Below are 13348 nucleotides of genomic sequence, written 5' to 3' on the forward strand. Positions count from 1 at the left end.
AGAGACAGTCCGGCATCTGTGGACAGCTGCCGGAGCCCCGTCGCTTGTGGACGGACTCCGCGGGTTGCGGCCTACTGGCCGATGGCCTTCAGCCACGCCTTGCGGGCCTCGAGCGCCTCGCGGGCTTCCGTGATCGCGCGGGCATCGGTTCCTGCCTCTGCGGTCGCGAGTTCGGCCTCGAGCTTGGCGATCGCGTCGTGCAGCTGGCCGGCGAGGCCCTCCGTACGCGCTTTGGTCTCCGGGTTGTTCCGCACCCAGTGATCGTCATCGAGCTTGCGGACGGCCGCTTCGACCTTGCGCATGCGATCTTCGACGACCTTGACGGAGTCGCGGGGAACCTTGCCGATCGCGTCCCAGCGGCGCTGAACGGAGCTGAGCGCGGTGCGGGCCTTGGTGCGGTCGGTTTCGGTGAGGAGCGCTTCGGCCTCGGTGAGGAGCGCGAGCTTCTCGACGAGGTTCCCGGCGAATTCCTCGTCGTCCTGGGCGTCGATCTCAGACTTGACGGAGTACAGCACGTCGCCGGCGGCCTTGAACTTCGCCCACATGGCGTCGTCCTGCTTCTTGCCGCTGCGGCCGGCGAGCTTCCACTCGTCGAGCAGCGTGCGATAGGCGGGGATCCCGTCTGCGCCCTTCGGCGCGAGGGCCTCCGCCTGCTCGATGAGCTGCTGCTTGCGGTTACGGACGTCCTTGTGCGCCGTGTCGAGCTCGGCGAAGAACGCCTTACGGTTCTGCTCGATGGTCGTGCGTGCAGCGCGGAAACGCTTCCAGAGCTCGTTGGCCTCACCCTTGGGGATGCGAGGGGCATCGTGCTGGTGCGCCTGCCACTTGGCGAACAGTGCGTCGAGGGCTGCGCTTGTCTGCTTCCACTGCGTCTTGGCCGGGTCTTCTGCTGCGAGCGCCTCGGCCTCCTCGACGATCGCGGCGCGTTCGGCGACGGCGGCCACTGCGGCGGCCTTCGATTCGGCACCCTGCTGCTCCGTGAGTTCGCTGACGGCGCCGCCGAGGGCGCCGAGACGCTCTACGAGGGCCGCGAGGTTGCCGACGGCGTTGGCGGTCGCAACGGTCTTCGCGAGGTGCGAGACCGATTTTGCGATGTCCGCAGCCGGTGCGCCGCCCTTGGCGCGCTGTTCCAGAAGGGTGACCTGTCCGTTGAGTTCGACGTACTTGCGCTCGAAGTAGGCCAGGGCCTCCTCCGGCGTCGCGTCAGGATACTGGCCAACCGCGCGTTCGCCCGACGCTTCGCGCACGAAAACCGTGCCGGATTCGTCTACGCGACCCCATGGTTGCTGATCTGTCGTAGTCAAGAGTCTCACCTTAGATGTCGATGTGTGTGTGCCCACACTGGGCCAATACCCGGTCAAGCCTATTGCAAGGCCCGGACGGCTGGAACTACTGGACGCTGAAGGCGCTGATTAACGTGGTGACCTTGGGGGCGCCGTCCGTCGAACCGTCTGCGACTCCGGCGTCCGTGATCTGCGCCTTCACCTGGTCGAGCCCGCTCGTGACATGGCCGATCACCGTGTAGCCGCCTGCGGCATCCGCCGGGATGGTCGAGTCTTCGTAGAGGATGAAGAACTGGCTGCCCTGACTGTACCCATTGGCGCTCTGGCGTGCCATCGCGATCGATCCCGCCGGGTAGACGTTGTCTGCCGGCGCGTTCTCGACGGGCCCATAGCTGTATCCGGGGCCGCCTGAGCCGTCGCCTGCCGGGTCGCCGCACTGGAGCACGTAGATGCCCGAGGTCGTCAGGCGGTGGCAGGTCAGGTCGGAGTAGAAGTCGGACTGGACGAGGCTGATCGTGGACGAGACCGCCTGCGGGGCCGCCGCGCCGTCGAGTTCGATCCCGAGGTTGATGCCGTTGAGGCCGAGGGTGCCCGTCCAGGTGCGGCCCTCGGCGAGCGTGCTCGGAGGGACGGTTCCGGTGTTCGCGCCGGCCGCAGCGGTCGGGGTCGCCGACGGTGTGGCCGTGGGTGCTGCCGTTGCGGAGGAGCTCGGCGCCGGGGTGCCGGGACCGCCGTTGAAGAAGTAGACCTGGGCGACGACGGCGAGCACGGCGACGACGAGGACGGCGATGCCTGCCACGATGTTGTCCCTGCGGCGGCGGGACTGCTGGTGTTCGTGAACAGCCCGGCGGGCCTGGTATGCGCGAACCCGGATGCGGGCCTCGCGCTCGTCGCGATCCTGCTTCTTGTTCGCTGCCACGGCTGTCCTCCGGGAATCCGCGCGGACTCGTTCCGCAACCAGCTTGAACTCTACAACGAGAGGACCGCAGCTCGGACGCCGGTGTCAGCGGTGCGAACTACGCTTGAGGCATGGTCGATGGACAACCCGGACTGCGCAGCGGCGCAACACCCCTCGCGGTACGGATGCGCCCGACGACCCTCGCTGAAGTCGCCGGCCAACGGCACCTTCTCACCCCAGGTTCGCCCCTGGTCAGCCTGGCCAGTGACAAGTCGGGGGAGCGCGGCGCGGTTTCGGTGATTCTCTGGGGTCCGCCGGGCACCGGGAAGACGACCCTCGCCCAGGCGATCGCGCACAGCTCCGGCCGTCGTTTCGTCGAACTCTCCGCCGTGTCCGCCGGCGTGCGCGACGTCCGGCAGGTGATGGAGGAGGCGCGCACGAGCCGCGACCTCTACGGACTGTCGACCGTGCTCTTCCTCGACGAGATCCACCGGTTCAGCAAGGCCCAGCAGGACGCACTGCTGCCCGGGGTCGAAAACGGGGTCATCATCCTCGTCGCCGCGACGACCGAGAATCCCTCTTTCTCCGTGATCGCGCCCTTGCTGTCCCGGTCCCTCCTGCTCACCCTCGAAACGCTCAGCGACGAGGACCTCGGGGTCGTCATCGACAGGGCCGTGACGGATGCCCGGGGTCTCGCCGATCGCTTCGTGCTGGAACCGGACGCCCGTGCCACGATCATCAGGCTTGCCTCCGGCGACGCCCGCCGTGCGCTCACGGCGCTCGAGGCGGCATCCGTCTCTGCATTGTCAGGGACGTCAGCATCGGGCACCGTGAACGATGACGATGACGATGACGGTGTCGATCCCGAAGCGCCGGAGCCGGACCTTCGCCCGGTCATCACGAGCGACACAGTCGCCCTCGCCGTCGACAGGGCGCTGCTGCGCTACGACCGCAACGGCGACGAACACTACGACGTGATCAGTGCCTTCATCAAGTCGGTACGCGGATCGGATGTCGACGCATCCCTGCACTACCTCGCGAGGATGATCGAGGCGGGGGAAGACCCGCGGTTCATCGCGCGCCGCATCATCGTCCTCGCCTCGGAGGACATCGGCATGGCGGACCCCCAGTCCCTCGTGATCGCGGTCGCCGCAGCCGACGCCGTGCAGCTGATCGGGATGCCGGAAGGGCGGATCCCGCTCGCCCAGGCCGTCGTGCACCTCGCGACCGCACCCAAGTCCAACGCCGCGTACATGGCGCTCGACGCGGCGATCGCTGACGTCCGCGCCGGCAAAACCGGCCGGGTGCCGAAGCACCTGCGCGATGCCCACTATGCCGGCGCCAAACGACTCGGGCACGGCAAGGGCTATCGCTACCCGCACGACGACACCGTCGGAGTCGTGCAGCAGCAGTATCCGCCGGACGAACTCAAGGCGGTCCGCTACTACCAACCCACCGAACACGGCAACGAACGCGAAGTCTCGGCACGCCTCGGCAAGCTGCGCCGGATCATCCGCGGCGACTGACGGCGGGCGCGCGCGACAGGGCCGAATGCACTCCCGCGCCCCGTCCCGCACCGGCACGGCCGCCGGGGTCCGGTGTGGTATTCTTTTGAGGCCTACAACTGGCATCGGTATGCGGCTGCGTCCGATTCCAGGTTGGAGAGGGAGCCCTGTAGCCGGGCACCCCGTGGCACACCCCTCTGATCTCCCATGACGCCTGCTCACGTGCGGGCGCCCTGGATTCCACCTTTTCTGTTGCTCGTTCCATTGAAAGGACACCGTGTCTACCAAGTCACGTACCCGCAGTAAGACCCGCCTGTCGCGGGCCCTGGGCATCGCCCTGACCCCGAAGGCCGCCCGCTACCTCGAGAAGCGTCCGTACGCTCCGGGCGAGCACGGTCGCACCAAGCGCAAGACCGATTCCGACTATGCCGTGCGTCTCCGCGAAAAGCAGCGCTTAAGGGCCCAGTACGGCATCCGCGAAGCCCAGCTCAAGATCGCCTTCGAAGAAGCTCGTCGCGCCCAGGGCCTGACCGGTGAAAACCTGGTCGAGATCCTCGAGACCCGCCTCGACGCACTCCTCGTTCGCGCGGCAATCGCCCGCACGACAGCTCAGGCCCGCCAGATGGTCGTGCACCGTCACATCCTCGTCGACGGCCAGCTCGTCGACCGCCCCTCCTTCCGCGTGAAGCCGGGCCAGCTCATCCACGTCAAGGCTCGCAGCGAGGGCATGGAACCGTTCCAGGTCGCCGCAGCCGGCGGACACGTCGACGTGCTCCCGAAGCTCCCGCCGTACCTCGAGGTCGAGATCGACAAGCTGCAGGCCCGCCTCGTGCGTCGCCCGAAGCGCATCGAAATCCCCGTGACGTGTGAAGTCCAGCTCGTCGTCGAGTACTACGCAGCCCGCTAGGTTCCCCTGCCCGTCGTCAGACGGCATCTGAACTACGCTGGAGAGCGGATCACCCCCTACGGGGTGGTCCGCTTCGTGCGTTAACCGGTGCAGCACGCCGGGTGCCAATGCATGCCCCTCTCGGAATGGATGGAGTCACCAGTGTCAGGTGGAGATATCGCGGGCCTCGCCGCCGCCGTCGTGTTTGCCGTTCTCGTCGGGCTCCTCGCGGTCCCGCTGCTGAAGCTCGGCCGGGTGTTCGATGAGACGACCCTGGCCATCCATGAGCTGAGCCAGAACGTCACGCCGCTCCTCTCCGAAACCACGACGACCCTGCAGGAAACCAACAAACAGCTGGCCAGGGTCGACACGATCACTGGAAACGTCGCGGACGTGACGGGCAATGTCTCGGCACTCGTCGCACTGTTCGCCGCGACCGTCGGCGGACCGCTCATCAAACTCGCAGGCTTCTCCGCCGCCGTCAGGGCGGGTTTCCGCGCCGCATCCCCGACGCGCGCAGGCCGTCGGCGCGGGTAGTCGGCTACGCTGGAAAGAGGCTGGTCGAGTCCGGGATACGCCGGCCGCACCACACGCGCGGCCATCGCGCATTTCTTATCAGGGTCTCCACACCGTTCAGGGAGCATTTGTCATGAAGAATTTCATCTGGTTGGTCATCGGGGTCGGCATCGGATTCTTGATCGCGCATGAAGCCAACAACACCCGTCAGGGCAAGCTGTTCTTCAGTGACCTCGACACCAAGGCCCGCGAGTTCGGCGAGGCCATCTCCGATGGCTACCGCAAGCGCGAAGCCGAGCTGCGCGACGCGCTCGGCGACGTCGCCGACGCCGGAACGGACGCGCTCGGCGGAACGACCCGCCCCTGAGCCCGCTCAGCCCTCGCTACTTTTTCGCCTATTCATTTTCAACGAACTACGGAACCCATGCAGACTGCTGAAATTCGCGGGCGCTGGCTCGACTTCTTTGCCGACCGCGGACACACCGTCGTACCGTCGGCGTCACTCGTCAGCGACGACCCCACCCTCCTGTTCACCGTCGCCGGGATGGTGCCCTTTGTGCCCTATCTGACCGGCCTCGTCCCCGCGCCGTATCCCCGTGCGACGAGTGTGCAGAAATGCATCAGGACCAACGACATCGAAGAGGTGGGTAAGACACCCCGCCACGGCACGTTCTTCCAGATGAACGGCAACTTCTCCTTCGGGGACTACTTCAAGGAACAGGCCATCGGCTACGCCTGGGAGCTCCTGACGACGTCTGAGGCCGACGGCGGCTACGGATTCCAGGAGAAGGACCTCTGGGTCACCGTCTACCAGGATGACGACGAGGCGTTCCGCTACTGGCGCGCCCTCGGCCTGCCGGAGGACCGCATCCAGCGCCTCGGAATGGACAGCAACTACTGGTCTACCGGCCAGCCGGGCCCAGCGGGCCCCTGCTCCGAGATCTTCTTCGACCGCGGCCCCGCGTACGGTGCCGACGGCGGCCCGGCGACGGACGACGACCGGTACGTCGAAATCTGGAACCTCGTCTTCATGCAGTACCTCAGGGGCGAGGGGACCGGCAAGAACGACTTCGTCATCCTCGGCGACCTCCCGAAGAAGAACATCGACACCGGCATGGGTCTCGAACGTGTCGCCTTCCTCAAGCAGGGCGTCGAGAACATGTACGAGATCGACCAGGTCCGTCCGGTCCTCGACCTCGCTGCCGCCCTCTCCGGACGCCGCTACGGCGCCGTGCACGACGACGACGTACGCATGCGCATCGTCGCAGACCACGTGCGGTCCTCGCTCATGCTGATGAGCGACGGCGTCACGCCGTCCAACGAGGGTCGCGGCTACATCCTCCGGCGGCTGATGCGCCGCACGGTACGCGCCATGCGCCTGCTCGGCGTGGACGTCGCGACCTTCCCCGAACTGTTCCCCGCCGCGCGGGACGCCATGATGAGCGCGTATCCCGAGGTCCACGGCGACTACGCCAGGATCAGCCAGGGCGCATACGCCGAGGAGGAGACCTTCCTCCACACCCTCGCGAGCGGCAGCACGGTCCTCGACGTCGCGGTCGCGAAGACGATCAAGGCGAAGAAGACCGAACTGCCGGGGGACACCGCGTTCCTGCTGCACGACACCTACGGGTTCCCGATCGAGATCACCCTCGAGATGGCGGAAGAAGCCGGGCTGAGCGTCAACCGGTCGGCATTCGACGCCCTGATGGCCAAGCAGCGCTCGATGGCGAAGGCGGACGCGAAGGCCAAGAAGACCCACCTCGCCGACCTCTCCGTCTACAGCGCCTTCCGCGCGTCAGGCGAGACGGTGTTCACCGGATACGAGGAACTGCAGACCGAGTCCAGCGTGCTCGGGATCATCGTGGACGGCGCATCCGTCACGAAGGCGGTCGCGGGCGAAATCGCCGAAGTGATCCTCGCCGAGACCGCGCTCTACGCCGAGTCCGGCGGTCAGGAGGCCGACGCCGGCCTCATCGTCGGCCGCGGATACGAGCTCGAGGTCCTCGACGTTCAGAAGCCCGTCAAGGGCCTGATCAGCCACAAGGTGCACGTCACAAGCGGTGAGGTCGGCGTCGGAGACCCTGCGACGAGCGTCGTCGATCCCGACTGGCGACGCGGCGCCCGGCAGGCGCACTCCGGAACCCACGTGCTGCACGCGGCACTTCGCCAGGTCCTCGGCCCGAACGCGCACCAGTCCGGCTCGTACAACAAGGCCGGATTCTTCCGTCTCGACTTCTCCTGGAACCAGGCGCTCTCTGCCGCGACCCGCAGCGAGATCGAGGAGATCTCCAACAACGCGATCCGCGACAACCTGCCCGTCGTCACCCGTGAGCTTCCCCTCGCCGAGGCGAAGGCACTCGGGGCCATGGCGCTCTTCAGCGAGAAGTACGGCGACCGGGTTCGCGTCGTCGACATCGGCGGACCCTGGTCACGGGAACTCTGCGCGGGAACCCACGTGGGTTCGAGCGCCGAGATCGGAATGATCAACCTCGTCAGCGAGGCCTCGGTCGGGTCCACGAACCGCCGCGTCGAGTCCCTCGTCGGCCTCGAGGCCTTCCGGGACCTCGCTGCTGAGCGGGCGATCGTCTCCCAGCTGACCGCGAACCTCAAGACTCCCAAGGAACAACTGCCCGAACGCATCGGCGAGCTGCTCACGAGCCTCAAGGCCGCGGAGAAGAAGATCGCGGCTTTCGAGGCGAAAGCGCTGACCGAGCGCGTCCCCGCACTCGTCGCGACCGCCCAGCGCGCAGGGGCAGTACGCCTTGTCGCCGAGAACCTCGGCACCCTGCACTCTCCCGATGAGGTGCGGATGCTGGTCACGGCAACCCGGGCGCAGCTCGGCTCCGACCCTGCGGTGGTCGCGCTTGCGGCCGTCGTCGACGACAAGCCAGTCATCATCGTGGCCACCAACGCTGCAGCGCGGGAGACGGGCCAGCGCGCCGGAGCCCTCGCGAAGCTCGTCGCCGGCATCCTCGGCGGCGGGGGCGGCGGCAAGGACGACCTCGCCCAGGGCGGCGGAACCGACGTCGACAAGATCGCGAGCGCCCTCGTCGCCGTCCGCACCACGATCGCGGGCTGAAGAATGCGGCATGGCGTGCGGGTCGGAGTCGATGTCGGCAAGGCCAGGATCGGTCTCGCGATGAGTGACCCGCACGGCATGCTCGCGACCCCGGTCGAAACCGTTCCCCGGGACGGGAACGGCGTCACCGATGTCGCCCGCATCATCGCCGTCGTCCAGAATCTCGGCGCAATGGAGGTCATCGTCGGCCTCCCGCTCGCCCTGTCCGGAAACCACACCGCGTCGACACAGGACGCCGTCGGCTTTGCGGAGGTGCTCGCCCTGGCCGTTCCCGTTCCCGTGCGCCTCGTCGACGAACGGCTCTCGACCGTCGCCGCCCAGGGAGTCCTCCGCACGGCAGGCCGGAAGGCGAAGACACAGCGCCCGGTCATTGACCAGGTAGCGGCCACCATCATCCTCCAGCATGCTCTCGACACCGAACGCGGTCTCGGGCATCCGCCAGGTTCTGCCGTTGTGCCGGCCGTTCCCGCCACGCCACCGTCGCCAGCCGCCCCGATCGAAGGGTCCTGATCGTGTCCCACCCACCGCTCGACCCCCGGGACGACCCGGCAGGCCGGAACTCAGCGGCGCCCCACGCGCACGGTACTCCTCCGACTCCTGCTCCCGGCGAGGAAACCCCGGTCAATCCCTGGGCATCTTTGCTGGCTCCGCACGCCGGGACGACGGCGTCCGGCGAGCCGGGCCACGCAGGGGCCCCCGCCGACGGCGGTGACTTCCCCACCCGCCGGTCGCTCCGCACGACCGCCCAGGCTCCGTCGACCTCACGATCGAGCCGTCGCTCCCAACTCGGCTCCGAGCCACCGCGACCGCCCAAGCGGCGTCGCAAGGGCGCGTGGGGCTGTCTGATCGCCCTCGTCGTGCTGGTGGCGCTCGTGGCGGGGGCCTTCTTCGCCCTGCAGGGCCCGATCTCCCAGCTCCAGGCGACCCTCGCTGGTCCCGCCGACTACTCCGGGTCTGGCGAGACGAAGGTCGTGGTCATGATCCATGACGGTGAGACCGGATCGGACGTGGCGAACACGCTGGTGGCCCAGGACGTCGTCAAGAGCTACGACGCCTTCTACAAGCTGCTGCTGAAGGTCACCCCCGCTCCGGTCTTCCAGCCAGGCGCGTACCAGCTCATGACGAAGATGAGCGCGAGCGCCGCGCTCACCGCACTTCAGGACCCTGCAAGCAAGCTCGAACAGACCGTCGTGATCCCGGAAGGAACGGCGGAGGCGGACATCCTCCAACTGGTCAGCGAGGGGACGAACCTCCCGCTCGCCGACCTCCAGGCGGCGTCCACCGATGTCGCGGCCTTCGGCCTTCCCGCAGAGGCCACGACCCTCGAGGGCTTCCTGTTCCCCGCGACGTACACCTTCGCTCCGGGCATCACCGCGAAGGACGCGCTCAAGACCCTCGTTGACCGCCAGTTCCAGGCCCTCGACTCCGCAGGGGTCGCGGCCGCAGACCGGTGGAAGACCATCGTGCTCGCCGCACTCATCCAGCGGGAGGCCGGCCTCGCCGCCGACTACCCCAAGGTCGCCCGGGTGTTCCTCAACCGGCTCGACCCGGCCCAGTGGGAGAGCGGGCTGCTGCAGTCCGACGCGACGGTGGCATACGGCACCGGCCACACGAACGTCGTCACGACGACGGATGCCGAACGCGCCGACGCGGGCAACGCATACAACACCTATGTCCACCCCGGACTCCCGGTCGGCCCGATCTCGAACCCGGGGGACCTCGCGATCAACGCAGCCCTGCACCCCGCAGACGGGACCTGGCTGTATTTCGTGACCTGGAACCTCGACACCGGCGAGACCATCTTCTCGACGACCGCAGCCGAACACGAAGCCGGTGTCGCCCAATGGCAGGCCTGGATGAAGGACCACCCCGAATATGGTTGAGCGCACGACACCCCCGCTTCCTGAGCGCGAGAACCACGGAAAGCCTGTGGAAGGATAGTGGGCATGCTTCGTTGGCTCACCGCAGGAGAGTCCCACGGCCCCGAACTCATCGCCATTGTCGAGGGTTTGCCCGCAGGGATCCCGGTCACACTCGATTCGATCCGCCTCGATCTCGCGCGCCGCAAACTCGGCTACGGCCGGGGCGCCCGGATGACGTTCGAGCAGGACGATCTCACCATTTCCGGCGGTGTCCGGCACGGGTTCACCCTCGGCGGGCCCGTCGCGCTGCGGATCGGCAACACCGAGTGGCCGAAGTGGTCAGAGGTCATGAGCGCTGACCCCGTCGAGACGGCGCCGGGCGAAGCCCAGAGCACCCGCGGCCGCGGCGCCCCGCTCACCCGGCCCAGGCCGGGTCACGCCGACCTCGTCGGCATGCAGAAGTACGGCTTCGACGAAGCCAGGCCCGTCCTCGAACGGGCCAGTGCTCGCGAGACCGCCGCACGGGTGGCCCTCGGTGCCGTCGCACGGTCGTTCCTCGCCGAGCTCGGCATCCGCCTGGTCAGCCATACCCTGTCGATCGGGCCCGTGCGCGTGCCCGAAGACGCTCCGCTGCCCCACCCGGACGACGTCGGGATGCTCGACGCCGATCCGCTGCGCTGCTTCGACGCGGCGACCAGCGCGCTGATGGTGGCCGAGGTCGACCAGGCTCACAAGGACGGAGACACCCTCGGCGGTGTCGTCGAGGTGCTGGCATACGACCTGCCGCCCGGTCTCGGTTCGTTCGTGCACTGGGACCGGCGACTGGACTCCCAGCTCGCAGCGGCCCTGATGGGCATCCAGGCGATCAAGGGCGTCGAGGTCGGGGACGGCTTCCTCACCACGACCCGCCGCGGTTCGCACGCGCACGATGAGCTCGTGCAGTCCGACGGCCGCATCCAGCGGGTCAGCGACCGCGCAGGCGGTACGGAGGGCGGCATGAGCACGGGAACCGTGCTGCGGGTGCGGGCAGGCATGAAGCCGATCGCGACGATCCCCCGGGCACTGCGCACCGTCGACGTCACGACGAGCGAGGCGGCCCCCGCCCACCACCAGCGGTCGGATGTCTGCGCCGTTCCTGCCGCAGGCGTCGTCGCCGAGGCCATGGTCGCGCTCGTTCTCGCCAACTCGGTGCTGGAGAAGTTCGGCGGAGACTCGATCGACGAGACCAGGCGGAACCTGGAGTCCTACCTCGCACACATCCCCGGCAACCTCAAGACGGGCGCGTCGAGCGACGCCTCGCTGTGATCCCGGCGGCACTGTGACAGCGGACCTGCCCGCCGTGCCGGAACCGGCAGGGGACGGTGACCTCCCGGACTTCCCGCTCGTGCTGATCGGGCCGATGGCCGCCGGAAAGACCAGGGTCGGCAAGCGGGTGGCGCGGGTGCTCGGCGTTCCGTTCGTGGACACCGACGCGCTCGTGGTCTCCGGACACGGGTCCATCGCGAACCTCTTCAGCCGGTACGGCGAAGGACACTTCCGCGCGCTGGAACGGATCGCCGTCGGCCAGGCCCTCGCCACCAGGGCCGTCGTCTCCCTCGGTGGGGGAGCGGTGCTCGATCCGGGTACCCGCGCCGACCTCGCCCGGTGCCGGGTCGTCTACCTGAGCGTGACGGAGCAGGCCGTCGCCGGCCGGATCAAGGGCGGCAAACGACCGCTGCTTGCTGGCGGGCTCTCCGACTGGATCCGCATCTACGAACTTCGCCGCCCGCTCTACGAAGAGCTTGCCGGTCTCCACATCGACACCTCGAATCGCCAGATGGACTCCATCGCCGACGATGTCGTGGCCTGGACCCAGAGAGGGCAGAACACGCATGACTGACGTTCACAACACCACCGAGACCACCGAGACCACCGGGACCACCGGGACGACCGTCATCACGGTGTCCGGAACCGACAGCTACCCGGTCATCATCGGCAGGGGACTGCTCTCCGAGGTCGCGGAACAGCTCGGCCCGAAGGTCGGCAAGGTGCTCATCGTGCACACCTCCACGCTCGGCGCTCGCGCCGTCGCCCTCCGCGAGGGCCTGCTCGCGCACTACGAGGTGCTCATCGCCGAGGTCCCGGATGCCGAGGCCGCCAAGCGGGTCGAGGTCGCCGCGTTCTGCTGGCAGGTGATGGGCCAGGCCGACTTCAGCCGGACGGACGCCGTGATCGGCTTCGGCGGCGGAGCCGCGACCGACCTCGCCGGTTTCGTCGCGGCGACCTGGCTGCGCGGCGTTCGCCTCGTCCAGCTCCCGACGAGCGTGCTCGGCATGGTCGACGCCGCCGTCGGCGGCAAGAACGGCATCAACACCGCCGAAGGCAAGAACCTGGTCGGCACCTTCTACGCACCCGCCGCCGTGATCTGCGACCTCGACACCCTCGACGACCTGCCCCGCAACGAGATCCTCGCCGGTTTCGCCGAGATCGTGAAGGCAGGCTTCATCCAGGTGCCCGAGATCCTCGACATCGTCGAAGCGGATGTCGCGGCCGTGACCGACCCGAAGACGCCGCAGTTCCGCCGCGTGCTCGAACTCGCGATCGAGATGAAGGCCCGCGTCGTCGGCGCTGACTTCAAGGAATCCGGCCTGCGCGAGATCCTCAACTACGGGCACACCCTCGGCCACGCCGTCGAGCACGCCGAACGGTACGGCTGGCGGCACGGCGCCGCGGTCTCTGTGGGCATGATGTTCGCCGCGGAGCTCGCCCGGCTGAGCGGACGGCTGTCCGACGAGGCGGCCGACCGGCACCGCAGCATCCTCGAATCGCTCACCCTGCCGACCAGCTACCCGGTCGGCCGCTGGAACACCCTGCTTGCGACGATGCAACGCGACAAGAAGACCCGCAGCGGAATGCTGCGTTTCATCGTTCTCGACGACATCGGCAAGCCGACGGTGCTCGAGGGCCCCGACACGTCGCTGCTCTTCGCCGCGTACCAGGAAATCGGCTCCTAGCGTCGTCGTCGAGGAATGGGTCCTAGAATGATGCCCTGAGCGGGCAGCGACCCGGTCGCCGACCAGAGTCGATCGGAGGACAGACAGTGAACCAGTGGACCGTGGGGTCGACAGGCGAACCCGTTCGGGATGTCGTGCTGAAACTGGCCAAGGCGCACGAGTCCGCATTCGGCTCGGCATTCGGTGCCGGAGCAGGTGCGGGGCCGGCCCGCCTCTTTCCGCGCTTCGGCGCGGAAGCCCACGCCGATTCGACCAGTCACGCGGATGCCCGCGGCGGAGTCCGCAGGCTCGTCCAGGAATCCTGGGAACGGTCCCTGTCACTGCAG

The 13348-nt window shown here is 68.0% G+C and carries 13 protein-coding genes; 11 read left to right on the forward strand and 2 right to left on the reverse strand.

Translation table 11 applies throughout. The features are described 5' to 3' along the window. Positions 1–71: 71 nt before the first annotated feature. Together QN357_RS13405 and QN357_RS13410 are read right to left on the reverse strand one after the other, a co-directional pair. A complete protein-coding gene (locus QN357_RS13405; RefSeq protein WP_134559867.1) occupies positions 72–1304 on the reverse strand; it encodes a DUF349 domain-containing protein in 1233 nt (410 codons plus the stop codon). Positions 1305–1389: 85 nt separating this feature from the next. Beyond that, positions 1390–2202 carry a peptidylprolyl isomerase gene (locus tag QN357_RS13410; protein ID WP_134449455.1) on the reverse strand — a complete coding sequence of 271 codons (813 nt, stop codon included), beginning with the start codon at positions 2200–2202 and terminating at the stop codon, positions 1390–1392. 110 nt (positions 2203–2312) lie between these two features. Between QN357_RS13410 and QN357_RS13415 the strand changes: the two genes are divergently transcribed. From QN357_RS13415 to QN357_RS13465, 11 genes are all read left to right on the forward strand, one after another. Beyond that, complete coding sequence (locus tag QN357_RS13415; protein ID WP_134561159.1) at positions 2313–3707, forward strand: replication-associated recombination protein A; 1395 nt, start codon at positions 2313–2315, stop codon at positions 3705–3707. A 256-nt stretch (positions 3708–3963) separates the two neighbouring features. Further along, positions 3964–4593: a 30S ribosomal protein S4 gene (gene rpsD, locus QN357_RS13420; protein ID WP_134449457.1), complete on the forward strand. Its 630-nt coding sequence runs from the start codon at positions 3964–3966 to the stop codon at positions 4591–4593. A 141-nt stretch (positions 4594–4734) separates the two neighbouring features. Continuing rightward, complete coding sequence (locus tag QN357_RS13425) at positions 4735–5109, forward strand: DUF948 domain-containing protein (protein ID WP_134449458.1); 375 nt, start codon at positions 4735–4737, stop codon at positions 5107–5109. A 112-nt stretch (positions 5110–5221) separates the two neighbouring features. Next, on the forward strand, positions 5222–5455 hold the full coding sequence (locus tag QN357_RS13430; RefSeq protein ID WP_134449459.1) for a hypothetical protein: 234 nt from the start codon (positions 5222–5224) through the stop codon (positions 5453–5455). 57 nt (positions 5456–5512) lie between these two features. After that, a complete protein-coding gene (gene alaS / locus QN357_RS13435; RefSeq protein WP_322140829.1) occupies positions 5513–8167 on the forward strand; it encodes an alanine--tRNA ligase in 2655 nt (884 codons plus the stop codon). A 3-nt stretch (positions 8168–8170) separates the two neighbouring features. Beyond that, entirely contained in the window at positions 8171–8677 is a 507-nt protein-coding gene (gene ruvX, locus QN357_RS13440; RefSeq protein ID WP_174774631.1) for a Holliday junction resolvase RuvX, read from the forward strand. 2 nt (positions 8678–8679) lie between these two features. Next, entirely contained in the window at positions 8680–10050 is a 1371-nt protein-coding gene (gene mltG / locus QN357_RS13445) for an endolytic transglycosylase MltG (RefSeq protein ID WP_322135773.1), read from the forward strand. A gap of 63 nt (positions 10051–10113) precedes the next feature. Then, positions 10114–11334, forward strand: coding sequence for a chorismate synthase (aroC, locus tag QN357_RS13450; protein WP_134449463.1), 1221 nt, complete (start codon positions 10114–10116; stop codon positions 11332–11334). A 13-nt stretch (positions 11335–11347) separates the two neighbouring features. After that, positions 11348–11908 (forward strand): shikimate kinase, encoded by a 561-nt coding sequence (locus tag QN357_RS13455; RefSeq protein ID WP_322135774.1) that lies wholly within the window; start codon positions 11348–11350, stop codon positions 11906–11908. Next, positions 11901–13022, forward strand: coding sequence for a 3-dehydroquinate synthase (gene aroB, locus QN357_RS13460; RefSeq protein ID WP_134449464.1), 1122 nt, complete (start codon positions 11901–11903; stop codon positions 13020–13022). The genes QN357_RS13455 and aroB overlap by 8 nt, the downstream gene beginning before the upstream one ends. A gap of 86 nt (positions 13023–13108) precedes the next feature. After that, positions 13109–13348: hypothetical protein (locus tag QN357_RS13465; protein ID WP_323505001.1), on the forward strand; the 240-nt coding region annotated here is incomplete at its 3' end.

This window comes from Cryobacterium sp. RTC2.1 (genome assembly GCF_035018685.1).
Lineage (GTDB): Bacteria > Actinomycetota > Actinomycetes > Actinomycetales > Microbacteriaceae > Cryobacterium > Cryobacterium glucosi.

What these genes read in the sequence shown, in the direction of transcription:
- ruvX (WP_174774631.1), top strand. Translation starts at nt 8,171, where the DNA reads ATGCGGCATGGCGTGCGGGTCGGAGTCGATGTCGGCAAGGCCAGGATC.
- alaS (WP_322140829.1), top strand. Translation starts at nt 5,513, where the DNA reads ATGCAGACTGCTGAAATTCGCGGGCGCTGGCTCGACTTCTTTGCCGAC.
- QN357_RS13430 (WP_134449459.1), top strand. Translation starts at nt 5,222, where the DNA reads ATGAAGAATTTCATCTGGTTGGTCATCGGGGTCGGCATCGGATTCTTG.
- aroB (WP_134449464.1), top strand. Translation starts at nt 11,901, where the DNA reads ATGACTGACGTTCACAACACCACCGAGACCACCGAGACCACCGGGACC.
- QN357_RS13415 (WP_134561159.1), top strand. Translation starts at nt 2,313, where the DNA reads ATGGTCGATGGACAACCCGGACTGCGCAGCGGCGCAACACCCCTCGCG.
- aroC (WP_134449463.1), top strand. Translation starts at nt 10,114, where the DNA reads ATGCTTCGTTGGCTCACCGCAGGAGAGTCCCACGGCCCCGAACTCATC.